General features: G+C 68.3%; 15 protein-coding genes. 1 reads left to right on the plus strand and 14 read right to left on the minus strand.

Features of this window, described 5'->3' with window-relative positions; genetic code table 11:
• Window positions 1-145 precede the first annotated feature (145 nt).
• The 7 genes from ACLJK8_RS13120 to ACLJK8_RS13150 all read right to left on the minus strand — a co-directional run bounded on the left by ACLJK8_RS13120 (window position 146) and on the right by ACLJK8_RS13150 (window position 8973).
• Complete coding sequence (locus ACLJK8_RS13120; protein ID WP_413150730.1) at window positions 146-1093, minus strand: 2-hydroxyacid dehydrogenase; 948 nt, start codon at window positions 1091-1093, stop codon at window positions 146-148.
• Between the two features lie 474 nt (window positions 1094-1567).
• On the minus strand, window positions 1568-3070 hold the full coding sequence (locus tag ACLJK8_RS13125; protein ID WP_413150731.1) for an FAD/NAD(P)-binding protein: 1503 nt from the start codon (window positions 3068-3070) through the stop codon (window positions 1568-1570).
• An 87-nt stretch (window positions 3071-3157) separates the two neighbouring features.
• Window positions 3158-3739, minus strand: a complete 582-nt coding sequence (gene msuE / locus ACLJK8_RS13130; RefSeq protein WP_413150732.1) for an FMN reductase — start codon at window positions 3737-3739, stop codon at window positions 3158-3160.
• A gap of 209 nt (window positions 3740-3948) precedes the next feature.
• A complete protein-coding gene (locus tag ACLJK8_RS13135; RefSeq protein ID WP_413150733.1) occupies window positions 3949-5061 on the minus strand; it encodes an ABC transporter permease in 1113 nt (370 codons plus the stop codon).
• Window positions 5062-5063: 2 nt separating this feature from the next.
• A complete protein-coding gene (locus ACLJK8_RS13140) occupies window positions 5064-6188 on the minus strand; it encodes an ABC transporter permease (protein ID WP_413150734.1) in 1125 nt (374 codons plus the stop codon).
• Window positions 6185-7978, minus strand: coding sequence for an ATP-binding cassette domain-containing protein (locus ACLJK8_RS13145; RefSeq protein ID WP_413150735.1), 1794 nt, complete (start codon window positions 7976-7978; stop codon window positions 6185-6187). Before ACLJK8_RS13145 ends, ACLJK8_RS13140 begins: the two co-directional genes overlap by 4 nt.
• Window positions 7975-8973, minus strand: a complete 999-nt coding sequence (locus ACLJK8_RS13150) for an HlyD family efflux transporter periplasmic adaptor subunit (protein ID WP_413150736.1) — start codon at window positions 8971-8973, stop codon at window positions 7975-7977. The genes ACLJK8_RS13145 and ACLJK8_RS13150 overlap by 4 nt, the downstream gene beginning before the upstream one ends.
• A 108-nt stretch (window positions 8974-9081) precedes the next feature.
• On the opposite strand from ACLJK8_RS13150, the gene ACLJK8_RS13155 reads away from it, so the two are divergent.
• Entirely contained in the window at window positions 9082-9783 is a 702-nt protein-coding gene (locus ACLJK8_RS13155) for a TetR/AcrR family transcriptional regulator (protein ID WP_413150737.1), read from the plus strand.
• Window positions 9784-9805: 22 nt separating this feature from the next.
• Here the strand turns inward: ACLJK8_RS13155 and ACLJK8_RS13160 are convergent, their stop codons facing one another.
• The 7 genes from ACLJK8_RS13160 to ACLJK8_RS13190 all read right to left on the minus strand — a co-directional run bounded on the left by ACLJK8_RS13160 (window position 9806) and on the right by ACLJK8_RS13190 (window position 16928).
• Complete coding sequence (locus ACLJK8_RS13160) at window positions 9806-10924, minus strand: Gfo/Idh/MocA family protein (RefSeq protein ID WP_413150738.1); 1119 nt, start codon at window positions 10922-10924, stop codon at window positions 9806-9808.
• The gene (locus ACLJK8_RS13165; protein WP_413150739.1) at window positions 10921-11982 is read right to left on the minus strand and encodes a sugar phosphate isomerase/epimerase family protein; all 1062 of its coding nucleotides are present in this window, start codon (window positions 11980-11982) and stop codon (window positions 10921-10923) included. The genes ACLJK8_RS13160 and ACLJK8_RS13165 overlap by 4 nt, the downstream gene beginning before the upstream one ends.
• A gap of 67 nt (window positions 11983-12049) precedes the next feature.
• Entirely contained in the window at window positions 12050-13171 is a 1122-nt protein-coding gene (locus ACLJK8_RS13170; protein ID WP_413150740.1) for a Gfo/Idh/MocA family protein, read from the minus strand.
• A 16-nt stretch (window positions 13172-13187) separates the two neighbouring features.
• Complete coding sequence (locus ACLJK8_RS13175; protein WP_413150741.1) at window positions 13188-13931, minus strand: sugar phosphate isomerase/epimerase family protein; 744 nt, start codon at window positions 13929-13931, stop codon at window positions 13188-13190.
• Window positions 13932-14002: 71 nt separating this feature from the next.
• A complete protein-coding gene (locus ACLJK8_RS13180; protein WP_413150742.1) occupies window positions 14003-15082 on the minus strand; it encodes an ABC transporter ATP-binding protein in 1080 nt (359 codons plus the stop codon).
• A gap of 9 nt (window positions 15083-15091) precedes the next feature.
• Window positions 15092-15997, minus strand: a complete 906-nt coding sequence (locus ACLJK8_RS13185; RefSeq protein ID WP_413150773.1) for a carbohydrate ABC transporter permease — start codon at window positions 15995-15997, stop codon at window positions 15092-15094.
• A gap of 43 nt (window positions 15998-16040) precedes the next feature.
• Window positions 16041-16928 carry a carbohydrate ABC transporter permease gene (locus ACLJK8_RS13190; RefSeq protein WP_413150743.1) on the minus strand — a complete coding sequence of 296 codons (888 nt, stop codon included), beginning with the start codon at window positions 16926-16928 and terminating at the stop codon, window positions 16041-16043.
• Window positions 16929-16939: the final 11 nt, after the last annotated feature.

The following is a 16939-nucleotide window of genomic DNA, read 5'->3' on the forward strand; positions in this document are numbered from 1 at the left end:
GGAGAAATCCATCGCTTCCGCCGAGGCGTGGATATTCATCGCCCATATCCGCGTCCTGACCAGGCGCCTCGCAAGGTATTGGCACGGCGCGTAGAGTTTCGAGTCCGGCTCTGAGGCCTGTTTCCTCTTGAGGTCCGTGCGCGCGTCAGTTCACACGCGTGAGCAACGGCTCGCCCGCGAAGAAGGCGGCGAGATTGTCGAGCGTCATCTGCGCCATCCGGTCCCGTGTCTCCTCGGTGCCGCTGGCGTGATGCGGATAGAGCACGACATTGTCGAGCGCCGTCAGCGCCGGGTCGGGCGCCGGCTCGTTGAGGTAGACATCGAGCCCGGCGGAAGCGATCCGCCCCTCGCGCAGCGCATCGATCAGCGCGGCCTCGTCGACCACTGTCCCCCGCGCGATGTTGATGAAGCTCCCGCCCGGGCCGAGCGCCTCCAGCACCGCGGCCGAGATCAGCCCCTCCGTCTCCGGCCCGCCCGGGGTCGCCACGAGCAGGATGTCGGCCCATTCCGCGAGGCTCACAGGGTCGGGGAAGTAGCGATAGCCGACGCCGGGCTTCGGCCGGCGGCCGCTGTAGCCGATCTCGAGCCCGAGCGCCTCGTAACGCCTGGCCACCGCCGATCCGAGGTTGCCGAGGCCGACGATACCTGCGCGCTTGCCCGCCGCCGAGGTGGTGAGCGGGAACATGCCCTTCCGCCCCCAGTCGCCCGAACGCACATAGGCATCCGCTTCGATCAGGCGCCGGCGCGTCGCCAGCGTGAGCAGGAGCCCCATGTCGGCGACATCATCGACCAGCGCCGGCGCGGTGTTGGTCAGCGCGACCCCGCGCCGGGTCATTTCCTCCACATCCATCAGGTCGAAACCGGCGGAGGAGCAGGCGGCGAGCCTGAGCGCGGGCAGGCGGTCGAGGAGCGCCTTGTCCACGGTGACATGGCCGTTCACCACCATCGCCGACGCGATCCCTCCGGCCGCGTCGAGCACGGCGTCGCGTTCCGCCCCCTGTGCCAGGTCGAGCCGGTGGAGCGTGTAGGTGTCCTCGAGGATCTCCATGTGGCGGGGACGCAGCGGATAGGCGACGATGACATCGGGCTTCATTGCGGGAACGGGTCCTTCCTCGGCGGATCTTCAGGTTCGGATCGTCGCCAGGGCGGAGCGCCCCGGCGCCATCTTGGGTTCTCGGGTCACGGCGCGAAGCGTCCGTGTTCCCCTGCCGGCGCTGCGAGGACGCCGGCAAGCGACTAGCCCGGCCCGGACCGAATCGCCGAGTGATATATTAATTTTTCCGGAGATTTTTGAACCCGTTTCTTTCGTCCGTGACCGCCGCTTGGCAATTCGACGGGAGTGGCCGCTCCCGCCTGTTGGCGCATGGGGCCACCAGACACGGGCGAAAGCGGCGCGGTCGGATCGCCGCCGATCAAGACATCGCGGCGCCACGAGGAACTTCAGCCGGATCGTCGCCGGGGCGAGACCGGCCGCGGCGATCGAGCTGCCTTCGCAGCGCCGGCCCGCCGGCGGCAGGACGCCCGGGAAGCCGAGCCGGCCCGCCGCCTCGTTTCCGCCCCGGAAATCTCATCGGCTCCAGGGCTTCGGACGCGCGCCGCGCCGCGTGAGAGTCGTCTCCGCTGTCGGCGTCATCGGGCTGGTCAGGCGCTGGGCAATGAGCCCGGCGAGGCGCTCGGCGTGGCGGGCGACCTCGGGAACGCCCATCAGTTCGCCGACATCGCCGCGCGCGAGCGGGCCGGCCACGAACACCGTCTCCGACGCCGTTCCATCCTGCGCGACGGCCCGACAGCGGCCGGAAACCCTGATCCCGAGGCCGAGCGGATCGGCTTCCAGCAGACCCTCGGCGGCGAGCGAGCGCAGCAACGGGTCGGTCTCGACGACATGGGCGTGATCCGGGCCGGTCGTGACGATCACGGTGTCGAACCTCTCCGCGACGCCGCGGGTGCCGCCCCGGGGGCGGTACCGGACGGCGATCCCGCCCGCCTCGGCATGCGCTTCCACGATCCGCCCGGCGACATGGTCGAGCAGGCCCCTGGCTTCCCGCGCTTTGAGCACGGTCTCGACCTGAGGCGCGATCCGGAACCGGTGCGCGTCCCAGAACGGCCGCAGGTGCCGGACGACGCGGCCGCGCTCGGCGGCGGGAAGTGCCCGCCAGATGGCGTCGCCCTGTTCGCGCGCGCGGTCGAGCGTGGCGTGCCAGCTCGCCCCGTCGGCCGCGTCGGCGGCCACGGCCGCGCGGATGCGCCGGAGCAGCCCGATGGCGGTCCGTTCGGGTGTGCGGGCGAAATCCGCCCCGGAGCGAGCGCGGGCGCCGTGGCCGCGCGGGCGCAACCCGTGCCGCGACAGGGCGGTGACGCACCCCCGCGCGCCCTGCGCGTCGAGGGTCGCGATCACATCGGCGGAGGTGAGTCCCGCCCCGACGACCAGAATCCGGTCCCGCGGGTCGATCGCGGCGATCCGGGCGTTGTCGTAGGGCGAGGCGATCAGCCGGTCTGATCCGACGAGCCCGCGCAACGCCCAGGGGATCGCCGGGTCCGGATGGGTGATCGCGAGCACGATCACATCGGCTTCGAGCTCGGTTTCATCGGAGAGCGCGATGCGAAAGCGCGCGCCCAGGCTCCGCGCCGCCGTCGCCGAGCCGCGCTTGTGGCGAATGACACCCGCCGCGAGCAGCGGCGCGAGCTGGGCCGCGACATACTGGCCGAAGATCCGGCGCTCGGGGAAATGGTCGCCGCGCCGGCTCAGGGTGCCCGGGGACATGCAGATCCGCTCGGTGGCGAGCCAGTTCTGGAAATGATCGAGCCTGTCGCCAACCAGCGACATCTTCGCGGCCGGTACGTTGACGCGGTGCACGGGGTTCTCCGTGCCATAGGCGAGGCCCCTGCCGAGGATCGGGCGCGGCTCCACGACGATGATGTCGGCGTCGCCGGGCGGCAGCGCGCGCGCGAGGTGAAAGGCGGTCGCGGCGCCCGAGAAACCCCCGCCGATGATCGCCACGACCGGCCGGCCGCGGCCGCGGTGCTCATGGATCGCGCCCGTGCCGAAGCCTGTGCTCATGCCAGCGCTCATGCCTGCTCACTCCGTTCTTGTTGGTCTTCTTGGGTCACTCGCTCCTGGATGGTGGCGCCGGGTCCGCGCGAAGCTCCCGGGGCCCGGTCAGAGCGCCACGGCGGCGAGGGCGCGGTTGCGTTCCGCCAACCCGGAATGGAGCGGCGTGAGGAAGGGCGAGAACTGACCCACCGCCCGGTCGAGCCGGTCGTGGAGCGCCACCGAGACGATCCGCCCCTCCTGGAAATCCGCGTCGGTCGCATAGACCCCGGTCGCCAGCGTCTGCGCCTCGAAGAAGCCGAGCAGCGGGCGCAGCTGGTGGTCGATCACCAGCGCGTGACGCGTCCCGCCGCCGGTCGCGCCGAGCAGGACGGGCTTGCCGGTCAGCGCGAAAGGGTCGAGCAGATCGAACAGATGCTTGAAGAGACCGCCGTAGCCACCCTTGTGCACCGGACTCGCGACGACCAGGGCGTCGGCCTCCACCAGAAGCTCGATCGCCGCGGTGGCGGTCGGATCAAGCTCGGAGATCCGCGTCGCGCTGCCGAGAGAGCCCGCGATGGCGGCGAGTTCGATGACGACGGGGTTCCGTCCGAACCGCTCGGCCGCGCGCTCGACCGCGGCTTCGACGAGAACCGTGGTGCGGGATGGACGGTTGATGCTGCCGGCGAGCCCTACGATGTTGCGTGCCATGTCTGCCTCGATTCATGAATTACGACTAACATGATAGAGATTATAGAATTTTGCCAACGCGGCAACCCTTGGCGACGCGGGATCGGGAATTTCGCCCGCGTATCTCAGGTAATATCATGATATTAAATGAAATATTATCGCGCTCACGCTGGCCGGGGCCCGCCTCCGGAAAGGCGGAGGGGGGGTCCCGCTCGCCCTCGGCGCGAGCGTCAGGCCAGCCGGTTGCGGAACAGCCAGGCCGCGAGCGGCAGGGTGATGGCGGCGATCGCGATCAGCGGCGCGAAGTCGAAGGCGACATCCCTCAACCCCGCGCCCTCCAGATAGACGCGGCGCACCAGATCGACGCCGAACCGGAGCGGGTTCGCATAGGTGAGGGTCTGGAGGAGCCAGGGCATGTTCCCGACCGGCGTGAGCAGCCCCGAGAGCAGCATGAGCGGCATCACCACCATGAAGGTATAGAGCATCGCCTGCTGCATCGAGAGCGCGATCGCCGAGATGGAGAGGCCGATCCCGACCGAGGCGCCCGTGAACATGAAGAGCCCGAGGTAGAGCAGCCAGACCGAGCCCATGAGCGGGATCTGGAACCAGAACAGGATGATGAGGAAGATGATCGTCGACTGGATCATGCCGACCAGCATCGCCGGCAGAGCCTTCCCTATCAGGATCTGCGTCGGCGTGAGCGGCGTGACCAGAAGCTGGTCGAAGGTGCCCTGCTCGCGCTCGCGCGCCACCGACAGGGCCGAGAGCATCAGCGTCTGCAACATGCTGAGCGCCGCGATCAGCGCCGGGAGCAGGTTCCAGCGCGATTCCAGGTTCGGATTGAACCAGGCGCGACGTTCGATCTCGATCGGTGCCGCGAGGCCGAGGGACTCGTTGTAACTGGTCACGATGGCGCCGACATAGGCCGAGGCAAGCCCCGCCGTCGCGGAGTTGCGGCCGTCGAGGATGAGCTGCAGCGGCGCCTCGGTGCCCGCGGCGAGACGGGCCTCGAAATCGGCGGGGAAGACCACGACGAAGAGCGCCGCGCCGCTGTCGATGACCCCGGCGATCCGGGCCGGCGAGTCGAGGGTCGCGATCCGCTCGAAGACCCCGGTGCCATCGAGCCGCGACAGGAGTTCGGTGGCGGCGGCGCCCCGGCTCTGGTCGAGCGCGGCGTAGGGGGCATGCGTCAGGTCATAGGTCGCGCCGTAGCCGAACAGCAGCGATTGCATCAGCGCGGGTGCGAAGAGCAGCGCCCGGCTCGACGGGTCCTTGAGGATCGCCAGCATTTCCTTGTGGATGAGCGATCCGATCATCGCGAGATAGCCGATCAGCGCGCCCATCGTCAGTCCAGACTCTTGCGCGCGCAACGGTGCGCGAGCGCGATCAGCACCACGGCGTAGAGCGTCAGGATCGCGCAGTCGCGCAGGATCGCCGGCCAATAGTCGCCGGCCATGAAGAGCGTCTTGATGAGGCCCATGAAATGCGTCGCCGGCAGGAGCTGGCTGATCGCCCGCACCACGATCGGCATGTTGCGCGTGTCGAAGACGAAGCCCGAGAGCATCATCGCCGGCATGAAGCTGGTGAGCAGCGCGACCTGGCTGGCCGCGAACTGGCTGCGCGTGATGCCCGAGATCAAGAGCCCGAGCGCGAGCGACACGAGGAGGTAGAGCAGGGAGGAGCCGATGATGATCGGGAGCGACCCCCGCATCGGCACCTCGAACAGCCACTTCGCCGCGATCAGACAGAGCGCGAGGTCGATGGCGCCGATCACGAGATATGGGGCGAGCTTGGCGAGGATGAGTTCGAGCGGCCGGACCGGGGTGACGAACAGCGATTCGAGCGTGCCGCGCTCCCATTCCCGCGCGATCAGGAGCGAGGTCAGGAACGCCCCGATCAGCGTCATCACCAGGACGATGAGACCGGGCACGAGAAACCAGGTGCTGTCGCCCGCCTCGTTGAACCACATGCGTTGCGCGATGACGACACCGCCGCCTGCCACGCCGCCCGCGCGGTCGGCGGCATGTTGGGCCCGGAGCGTCAGCGCGCCGCGGACGTAGCCCTCGATGGTCGATGCGGTGTTGGAATCGACGCCGTTCAGCACCAGTTGCACGCGTCCCTCCCCGGCGGCGAGGCGCCGGGAGAAGTCGATCGGCACGCGCAGGATCGCGTCGGCTTCGCCCGCGCGCATCATCCGTTCGGCCTCGGCGAAGCTCGGGACCCGGACCGGCGCCAGATAGCGCGAACCCCGGAGCCCCGCCACCAGATCCTGCGCGGTAGGCGAACTGTCCTCCAGGACCACGGCGACCCGGCCCCCCTTCACGTCGAAGGAAATTCCGTAGCCGAAGAGGAGGATCAGCGTGACCGGGAGGAGGAGGCCGACGATCAGGTTGCCCCTGTCGCGCAGCATCTGCCGCGTCTCCTTCCGTGTGAGCGCGACCAGGCGCGTCAGGAAGGCCGGGCCGCTCACGCCGCCGCTCCTTCGCGTTCGCGTTCGGCGCGGCTTCGCTCGACGATGGCGATGAAGGCGCCGTTCATGTCGAGCGCCGCGCCCCCCGCGCGCTCGCGAACCTCCCGCGGCGTCCCGAGCGCCAGCATCCGGCCCGCGTCCTGGATCGCGATCCGGTCGCAGTATTCGGCTTCCTCCATGAAATGCGTGGTGACGATCACCGTCACCCCGTCTCTGGCCAGCGCGGTGATCGTCCGCCAGAAGCCGCGCCGCGCGACAGGGTCGATGCCGCTCGTCGGTTCGTCGAGGAAGAGGATGTCGGGCTCGTGCAGCAGGCCCGTCGCCATGGCGAGGCGCTGCTTGTATCCGGCGGGCAGCAGGCCGCTCCGCGCCAGGGGATCGAGATCGAACTCTTCGAGCGACGCCGCGACGCGTGCGCGCAAGGCCCCGCCGCGCAGCCCGTAGGCGCCGCCGAAGAACCGCAGGTTCTCCCGCACCGTGAGATCGCCGTAGAGCGCGAATTTCTGTGCGACATAGCCGATGCGGCCCCGCGCCTCGGCGCGCGCGGTCCTGAGGTCGCGGCCGGCCACTTCGAGCTTGCCGCTCGTGGCTGGCAGGAGTCCGCAGAGCATCCGGAAGGTCGTCGTCTTCCCGGCCCCGTTCGGCCCGAGCAGGCCGAAGATCTCGCCGGGCGAGACGTCGAAGGAGGTGCTGGCGACGGCGGTGAAGTCGCCGAACTTTCGCGTGAGATCACGCACGGTGATGATCGGCCCGCCGCCGGCGGGCTTTCGCCGGATGGTCGCGGGCGCGGCGGGGCGCCGCGGCGCCGCCGACGCGTCGCGGCGCAGCAGCATCATGAACGCGTCTTCGAGCTCCTCCGGTCGGGGCTCCACCGTCGCATCGCCGATAAGGGCGCGAAGCGCGGCCTCGTCCGCGCCCGGCTGCCGGATGAAGCGGACCGCGCCGCCCTTCGGCACTGCGTCGGTGATGAGGCCGGGCGCGTCGATCAGCCTGGCCTGAAGCTCCCGCGCGGGCGTTCCCTCGGGCGGCGCCGCGGCGAAGGTGAGCCCCCGGGCCCGCGCCGTCAGGCTTTCGGGACTGCCTTCCGCGAGCAGGCGGCCCTTGTCCATGACGAAGACCCGCGCGCAGCGCTCCGCCTCGTCCATGTAGGCGGTGCTGACGATCACGCTGAGCCGCTCCGCCGCGACGAGGTCGAGCACGATCTCCCAGAGGTCGCGGCGGGAGAGCGGATCGACGCCGACGCTCGGCTCGTCGAGGAGCAGGAGTTCGGGCGATCGCACCAGCGCGCAGGCGAGGCCGAGCTTCTGCTTCATGCCGCCCGAAAGCTTGCCCGCCGGCCGCGCCGTGAAGCGCGCGAGATCGGTCATGTCGAGCAGCCGCCCGAACCGCTTCCGGCGGGCTTCCGCCGGGACGCCGTGGAGGTCGGCGTAGAGGTCGAGGTTCTCCTGAACGCTCAGGTCCTCGTAGAGCCCGAACCGCTGCGGCATGTAGCTGACGCGGTCCTGCGCGGCCTGGGGATCGGTGAGGACATTCAGCCCAAGCACGCTCAGCGATCCGGAATCCGGCTTCAGGAGGCTCGCCATCATGCGGATGAGCGTGGTCTTGCCGGCCCCGTCCGGGCCGACCAGCGCCGTCAACTCACCTTCGCGGGCCGTCATCGAGACATCGTCCACGGCGGCGAGCGTGCCGCCGCCGGGAGCCTCGAATGTCCGGCGCAGCGACTCGGCGACAACGGTGAATTCGGGGACGCCTTCGGGGGAGCGTCCCGGGGAGCGTCCGGTCTCGTTCATGACGGCGGCGCCTCGACGGGCAGTCGCACGGTGACGGGCTGGCCGAGGCGGAGCGCATCGCCCGCGTCCTCGACCACGACCCGCACCTCATAGACGAGGCTGGTACGCAGTTCCTCCGTCTGCACGGATTTCGGCGTGAACTCGGCGACGGAGGAGATATAGCCGACCGTGCCCTCGACCGGTTGCTCTGGCGCGCTGTCGGTGAAGACCTGAGCCCGCATCCCGGTCCGGACCCGGCCGAGATCCGGTTCGTTCACATAGACCCGCGCCCATTTCGGCGAGGTGAGCGCGAGCGCGAGAGCCGGCGATCCGGGGCTCGCCATGTCGCCCGGCTCCAGCAGGCGCGAGCGCACGATGGCATCGGTGGGCGCGCGGAGCTCTCCCTCGGCGATCTGGTGGCGCAGCAGCGCGAGCGCCGCCTCCGCCGCTTTGAGCTCCGCCGCGGCGCCCGCGATGTCCTCGGCCCTCGGTCCAGCCTCGGCGAGACGGAGCGTGGCGCGCATCTGATCGACGCTGGCCCGCGCGGTGTCGGCTTCGCTGCGTGCCAGATCGACGCTCTGCTGGCTGATCGCGCTGCTCGTGGTTTCGAGCAGGCGCGTGGCGCGGGTCAGATCGAGATCCGCGCGCCGGGCTCCGGCCTCGGCGGCGGCGAGCTGCGCGCGGGCCGCGTCGATCTCCTCCGGCCGCGAGCCCTCGCGCAGCGCGCGCAGCGCCTGCCGCTGGGCCTCCGCCCGCGCCTCGGCCTCGGCGGCCTGAAGTTCGAGCGTCCGCGTGTCGACGCGGCCGAGGACCTGGCCCGCCCTCACCCGGTCGCCTTCCTCGACACGCAGGTCGAGCACGCGGCCGGTGCCGTCGAAGGCGAGGGAGATCTGCCGGATGTCGACATTGCCGAGAAGTTCCAGCTCGCCGGAGGACACCTCCTCGCGCGACTGCCACCAGTACCAGCCGGAGGCGGCGGCGAGGATCAGAATGGCCAGGACGAGGATGCGCTTCATTCTCGGAGTCCATCGGGATGGTGAGGGGCGGGGCGTTTAGATTAAATTGCTTTTAGACTAAATTTCGTTTAATGTCTACCCAGAAATGAAGCCTTGCCCCGGAGAACCATGAGCAAAGCACCACGCCCGGTCCGCGCCGATGGAGAAGCGACGCGCGGCCGCATCCTGGAAGCGGCGGGTCGTCTCATCGCCGCCTCGGGTTTCGCCGATACGACGAGCAAGGCGATCGCCGCCGAGGCCGGGGCCGACCTCGCCTCGATCAACTATCATTTCGGCAGTCGGGGCGGGCTCTACGAGGCGGTGCTGGCCGAGGCGCACCGCGAACTGATCAGCGTCGATACGCTGAGGCGCATCGCCGCCCTCGACGAGCCGCCGGAGGACAAGCTCAGGCGGATCATCTCGGGTCTCGTGGAGGCTGCGACGAGCCATGAGGGCTGGCCCGCGCGGGTGCTGGGGCGCGAACTGCTGCTGCCCTCGGTCCATATCCGCGTGCTGCGGGAAACCGAACTGCCGCCAAAGCTCGCGATCGTGCTCGGGGTTCTGAGCGAGATCACCGGGATACCGCCGGGCGATCCCGCGCTCTTTCGCTGTTTCATCAGCGTGGCGGCGCCCTGCGCGATGCTCGTCGTCGCCGGACGGAGCCTGTCGATCCTCGGCGAGGATTTCATCGACATGCCGCGCGAGGTCCTGGTGAGGCACCTTCACGGTTTTTCGATGGCCGGTCTGGCGGCCGTCGGGCGGGAGTACCGCCAATCAAAGGATGCAGCGCCGGCGGATCAGGCGGGAGACGGGACGCCCTCCGCCGGGTGAGGCGGGAGGCGCGGCGTCGCGGTCAGAGCCTGGTCCAGGCGCTGTCGTTGCCCGAGGATTCGATACAAGCCGCGATGAAGCGCATCCCGCTCAGCCCGTCCTCGATGCCGGGCAGCGGCGCCCCCGCGCGGCTCCCGTCCCGGATGATGGCCGCGGCGTTGGCATAGATCGTGGCGAAGGCTTCGAGATAGCCTTCGGGATGGCCGCCCGGGGTCCGCAAGTTGGCCTGACCATCCGCCGTCCCCCCCGCGCCGCCCCGGGTCAGGAGCCGCGGTGGCTCGCCGAACGGCGTGAACCGCAGGACATTGGGCGTCTCCTGATCCCATTCTAGCCCGCCCTTGCTCCCGTAAACCCTGAGGCGCAGGGCGTTCTCGTTGCCGACGGCCACCTGGCTCGCCCAGAGCATCCCCTTGGCACCACCCTCGAAGCGCAGCATCACGTTCACATTGTCATCGAGCCGCCGCCCCTCGACGAAAGCGGTGAGATCGGCCGCCAGCGCATTCGCCTTCAGCCCGGTGACGAAACAGGCGAGGTTGTAGGCATGGGTGCCGATATCGCCGACCGCGCCGCCGCCACCGGATTTCGCCGGATCGGTCCGCCAGTCGGCCTGCTTGTTGTGGACCTCCTCGGTCAGCCAGTCCTGTGCGTATTCGACCTGCACCACCCGCACGGCGCCGATGTCGCCGGCGGCGATCATCTCGCGCGCCTGCCGGGTCAGCGGATAGCCGGTGTAATTGTGGGTCAGGATGAAATGCCTGCCGCTCGCCTTCACCGCCGCGGCGACCGCCTCGGCGTCCTCGGTGGTCGCGGCGAGCGGCTTGTCGCAGATCACGTTGATGCCCGCGTTCAGGAAGGCGATCGCGGGGGCCGCGTGCATGTGGTTGGGCGTCACGATCGCGACCGCGTCGATGCCGTCCTCGCGCGCCGCCTCGGCCCGAGCCATCTCGTTGAAATCGGAATAGGCGCGGTCCTCGGCGATCCCGAGTTCCGCGGCCGAGGCGCGGGCGCGCTCCGGGTTGGAACTGAGGGCGCCCGCGACCAGATCCCATTCGCCATCGATCCGCGCCGCGATGCGATGGACGCCGCCGATGAAGGCGCCCTGGCCGCCGCCGACCATTCCGAGCCTCAGTTTCGCAGTCATCGATCCAATCCCAGCATCTTGTCGATCTTTGCCTGATCCGTTTCGCCGCCCGCGAAGTCGTCGAAGGCCTTCTCCGTCACCTCGATGATATGTTGCGCGATGAAGGGCGCGCCCTCCGCGGCGCCCTGCCCGGGCGATTTCAGGCAGCATTCCCATTCGAGCACCGCCCAGCTGTCGTAGCCGTACTGGGAAAGCTTCGAGAAGATGCCCGAGAAATCGACCTGACCATCGCCGAGGCTCCGGAAGCGCCCGGCACGCGAGAGCCAGGGCTGGTAGCCGGAATAGACGCCCTGCCGCCCGTCGGGGTTGAACTCCGCGTCCTTCACGTGAAAGGCGCAGATCCGCTCGTGATAGAGGTCGATGAAAGCGAGATAGTCCATCTGCTGCAGCAGGAAATGCGACGGATCGTAGTTGATACGCGCGCGCGGATGCCCGTCGAGCGCGTCCACGAACATCTCGAAGGTCGCGCCGTCGAACACATCCTCGCCCGGATGGATCTCGTAGCCGATATCGACGCCTTCCTCCTCGTAGGTATCGAGGATCGGCCTCCAGCGGCGGGCAAGCTCGGCGAAGGCCTCCTCGATCAGCCCGGGCGGGCGTTGCGGCCAGGGATAGAGATAGGGGAAGGCGAGCGAGCCGGTGAAGCTGACCGTGGTATCGAGGCCGAGCCGGCGGCTCGCCTTCGCGGCCTTCTTGACCTGATCCACCGCCCATTCCGTGCGCGCCTTCGGGTCGCCGTGCACCGCCTCCGGGGCGAAGGCGTCGAAGGCGGGGTCATAGGCCGGGTTCACGGCGATGAGCTGGCCTTGCAGATGCGTCGAAAGCTCGGTGATCTCGACACCCGCCTCGGCGCAGATGCCCTTGACTTCGTCGCAATAGTCCTGGCTCCCGGCGGCGCGGTCGAGATCGAACAGCCGGCCGTCGAAGGTCGGGATCTGCACCCCCTTGTAGCCGAGGCCGGCGGCCCATTTCGTGATCTCCGCCAGAGAGTTGAACGGGGCCGCGTCGTCGGCGAACTGGGCCAGGAACAGGGCCGGGCCCTTGATGGTGGCGGGCATGCCGGGGTCTCCTCTTTCGTGTCCTTGAAGGTCCGGCCGGTGGGGCGGGGACGGCCGGGCGGAGGGCTCAGGCGAGCAGGGCGCGGGCCTCCTCGGGGCCGAGCGCGGCGGGGCGTTCGCAGGTGGTGGTGATCTCGACGAACTCGCCCGTTTCGCCCGAACGCAGGATCGACATCATCACATCGACCACATGCAGCGCGAAGCTGTCGTTGCACCGGTGCGGCCGTCCTTCGGCGATGGCGATCGCCATGTCGGCGAGGCCCGCGGCGCGGTAGTTCGCGCGGCCCTTGTCGTTGTCGCTCAGGAACGGGTGATCCCAGGCGAGCCCCGCCGTGGCGAAACTGCCGCGCCGCGTCATGCGGAGCTCACCGCCGAAGAAGTTCGGGTCGGGGATGTAGATCGTGCCCTCGGCGCCGTAGAGCTCGATGTTGTTGTGCCCGTGGTGCCAGACGTCCCAGCTCGTGATGTAGGCGATCTGGGCGCCGCTCTCGAACTGCATGATGGCGTGGAAGGTCGTGGGTGTCTTGACCGGGATCTCCTCGCCATTGCGGGGTTCGGAGGTGATGATCCGCGTTTCCCGCGCCTTGCCGCTGATCGCGGCCACCCGTTTCACCGGGCCGAGAAGCTGGACCAGATCCGAGATGTAATAGGGGCCGAGGTCGAGCACCGGGCCGCCGCCCGGCTGGAAGAAGAAGTCCGGGTTGGGATGCCACATCTCCATCCCCGGGCTCTGGACGAAGCAGGTGCCCGAGAAGATCCGGCCGACCGTCCCCTCGTCGATGAAATGGCGCGCGAGCTGATGCGTGCCGCCGAGGAAGGTGTCGGGCGCCGATCCGATCCGAAGGCCCCTGGCCTCGGCGATCCGCGAAAGCTCCTGCCCTTCCTCCAGCGAGAGCACGTAGGGCTTCTCGGAATAGACGTGCTTGCCGGCTTCCAGAATGCGCTTCGAGACTTCGAAATGCGCCGCCGGGATGGTCAGGTTCACGACGATGTCGATGTCATCCGCCGCCAGCAACTCTTCGACGGTATCCGCGCGCAGGCCGAACTCGCTGGCCCGGGCCTTGGCGGTCTCGGCGTTCAGGTCCGCCACCGCGCGCATCTCGATACCCTTGAAGAGCGGGGCGAGCCGCATGTAGGCGGACGAGATGTTGCCGGCGCCGATGACGCCGATCCCAAGGGTCTTTTCCATAGTCGCCGTCCGTCCTTCAGTATCCCTTGATGCTCTCGATCGACTGCCGTGCGAAGCGCTGGAAATCCGCCGGCTTGTCATGCTCCACGACGAAGAGGTCGCAGCCGGCCTCGCGCAGCGCGGGCATCAGCTCGGCCCAGGGCAGCGTGCCATGGCCGACATCGGCCCAGCCGTCCTCGTCCGTCTTCTCGCCCTGGGGCGCGATGTCCTTCACATGCGCCGCCGTGATCCGGTCGCCGTGACGCGAGATCCAGTCCATCGGATCGGCGCCGCCCCGCGCGATCCAGGCGATGTCAGCCTCCCAGCCGTTCTCCGGCGCCTCGTCGAGGATGATCTGCATCGGAAGCTTGCCGTCGGGCAGAGCCTTGAACTCGAAGTCATGGTTGTGCCAGCCGAAACGGTAGCCCTCGCCCCGGACCTTCTCGCCCACGGCGGCGAGCCGCCTGGCGAAATCGGTCCATCCGGCGCTGTCGGACGGGCGCGCGTCGGGGGCGATGTAGGGGCAGTAGACCCGTTCGATCCCGAATGTCTTCGCGATTCCGAGCGCGCCGGCGAGGTCGTTCTCCAGCATGTCGATGGAGAAGTGACCCGAGGGCATCGTCAATCCCGCCCGGTCCAGCGTGGCGCGGAAGTCGGCCGGGTCCTCGTAGACACCGCCGAAGCCCTCGACCTGATTGTATCCCACTTCGGCCAGCCAGTGCACCACGTCCTTCCATGGTGTGAAGTCGCGGGCGGAGTAGAGCTGGAAGGAGAGGTCCATGTCATTCATTCCCTTGATGAGGTATCTTCTTGAGCTTGTGCCCGCGTGAGCTCGCGCCCGCGCGGGTGAGGTCACAGACGCTGCTCGCTGTCCTTGCCGAAAAGCGAGGCGCGGGAGGGGTCGAAGCCGATCGGGAGATCGTCGCCGTCCCGCACCGGGCTCTGGCCATCCATCCGCAGCCAGACCTTGCGGTCGCCGAGACGGGCGCGCACGAGCGTGTCGGAGCCGAGCGGCTCGATGAGTTCCGCCCGCGCGTTCAGCCGAACCGGGGCGTCCGCCGCCGCGGGGCCGCTCACGATATGCTCGGGCCGGACGCCGAACCAGGCCGGGCCATCGCCGCGCCGGTCGCCCGCGAACTGGTAGCCGTCCATGGCGAAGGTCATGTCGGGGGCGGAGAAGCCGTTCGCGTCGAGCGTGCCTTCGATGAAGTTCATCGAGGGCGAGCCGATGAACTCCGCCACGTATTTGTTCGCCGGGCGGTTGTAGATCTCGTCCGGCGAGCCGAGTTGCAGGATCAGCCCGCCGCGCATGATGGCGATGCGGTCGGCCAGCGTCATCGCCTCGACCTGATCGTGGGTGACGTAGATCATCGTGTTGTCGAGCGTCTTGTGCAGCTGCTTGATCTCGACCCGGAGATCGGCGCGCAGCTTGGCGTCGAGGTTCGAGAGCGGCTCGTCGAAGAGGAAGACATCGACATCGCGCACCAGCGCCCGGCCGATCGCGACGCGCTGGCGCTGGCCACCGGAGAGCGCGGCCGGCTTGCGCTTCAGCAGCGGTTCGATCTGCAGGATGCGCGCGGCGCGGGCGACGCGCTCGTCGATCTCGGCCTTGGGGACCCCGGCGTTCTTGAGGCCGAAGGTCAGGTTCCCCTCGACCGTCATCTGCGGGTAGAGCGCGTAGCTCTGGAACACCATGCCGATGCCCCGCTTGCTCGGCTCCTCCCAGGTGACGTTGCGCCCGCCGATGAAGATCTGCCCGTCGGTGATCTCGAGCAGGCCCGCGATGCAGTTCAGGAGCGTGGATTTCCCGCAGCCGGAGGACCCCAGCAGGACGAGGAACTCGCCCTGGCCGATGTCGAGGTTCAGGTCCTTCAGCACGTCCACCGCGCCGAAGCTGAGCTTGAGATTTCGGATCGAGATGCTCGGTTCCATGCGATGCCCTCAGCCCTTGACCGCGCCGGCGGCGATGCCGCGCACGAAGAGTTTCCCGGAGATGAAGTAGATGACGAGCGGGACCAGGCCGGTCAGCAGGGTCGCCGCCATGTTGACGTTGTATTCCTTCACGCCCTGCACCGAATTGACGATGTTGTTGAGCTGGACCGTCATCGGATAATTCTCGGGCCGCGTGTAGACGACGCCGAAGAGGAAGTCGTTCCAGATGCCCGTCACCTGCAGGATCATCGCCACGACGAAGATCGGCAGTGACATCGGCAGCATGATGCGGAAATAGATGCCCCAGAAGCCCGCGCCATCGACGCGCGCCGCCTTGAACAGTTCTTCCGGCACCGACGAGAAGTAGTTGCGGAACAGGAGCGTCAGGATCGGCATCCCGAAGATCGTGTGGACGAGGACGAGCCCGGTCAGCGATCCGTAGAGCCCGATCTCCCGCAGAAGGATCACGATCGGATAGAGCATGACCTGATAGGGGATGAAGGCGCCGATGATCAGGATGGTGAAGAAGACATCCGCGCCCTTGAACTTCCAGTTCGCGAGCGCGTAGCCGTTGAGCGAGGCGATCACGATCGAGAGGATCACCGAGGGGACCATGATCCTGACCGAGTTCCAGAAGCCGCGGGAGAGCCCGTCGCAATTGAGCCCGGTGCAGGCTTCGGCCCAGGCCTTGACCCAGGGCTGGAAGGTGATCTCCAGGGGCGGCGCGAAGATGTTGCCGACCCGGATCTCGGGCATGCCCTTCAGAGAGGTGACGACCATCACGTAGAGCGGCAGCAGGTAATAGAGCGCCGCGACGATGAGCGTGCCGTAGATGATGATGTTGCGGCGGGAGAGCGCCCGGGTCGGCCGCGCCCCGCGGGGGCCGTCGACGATGCGGCTGGGCGCCCGGGGAATATTGGCGGGGGCGGGGATGCTCGCCGAGGAGTCGATCGTCACGTCAGCCACGGCGCTTTCCTCCGAATTCCAGATAGGCCCAGGGGATCAGGATGATCGCGACACAGAGCAGCATCATCGTCGAGGCCGCGAAGCCCTGCCCGAGGTTCTGCGCGAGGAACATCATGTCGTAGACGTATTTGGCCGGAACCTCGGTCGCGATGCCCGGACCGCCGCCGGTCTGCGCCACGACGAGGTCGTAGAGCTTGACGATGCCCGCGGTGATGATGACGAGCGTGGTGATGAAGACCGGCCGCATCATCGGGATGACGATGAAGAGATAGGTCTTCCAGGCCGGGATGCCGTCCACCCGCGACGCCTTCCAGATATCCTCGTCGATGCCGCGCAATCCGGCGAGCATCAGGCACATCACGAGCCCGGTGCCTTGCCAGAGACCCGCGAAGAGGATTCCGTAGATCGCGAAACTCGCATTGTAGAGCGGGTCGAAGGCGAAGCTCTCGAAGCCGATCGCCCGGATGACGCTCTGAAATCCGAAGTCCGGGTTCAGGAGCCACTGCCAGACGAGCCCGGTCACGATGAAGGAGAGCGCGAAGGGATAGAGGAAGATCGTCCGGAACGTGTCCTCGAAGCGGATCTTCTGATCCATCAGCGCGGCGAGGACGAAACCGATGACGAGGCTGAATATGAGCGACAGGATGCCGTAGATCGCGAGATTCTCGATCGAGACCATCCAGCGGTTCGTGCCCCAGAGCCGCTCGTACTGGTCGAAGCCGACCCATCGCTCGCGGGGCAGCAGTTTCGAATCGGTGAACGAATAGACGATCGTCCAGACACTGCCGCCGAGGAAGACGACAACGGCGGTGAGCGCCATGGGGATGGAGGCGATCTTGGCACTGAGGTTGTGGAACAGGCGGGAGGGACGGTCAGACATGCGTCGGCCTC

This window comes from Amaricoccus sp. W119 (assembly GCF_047275745.1).
Classification (GTDB): domain Bacteria; phylum Pseudomonadota; class Alphaproteobacteria; order Rhodobacterales; family Rhodobacteraceae; genus Amaricoccus.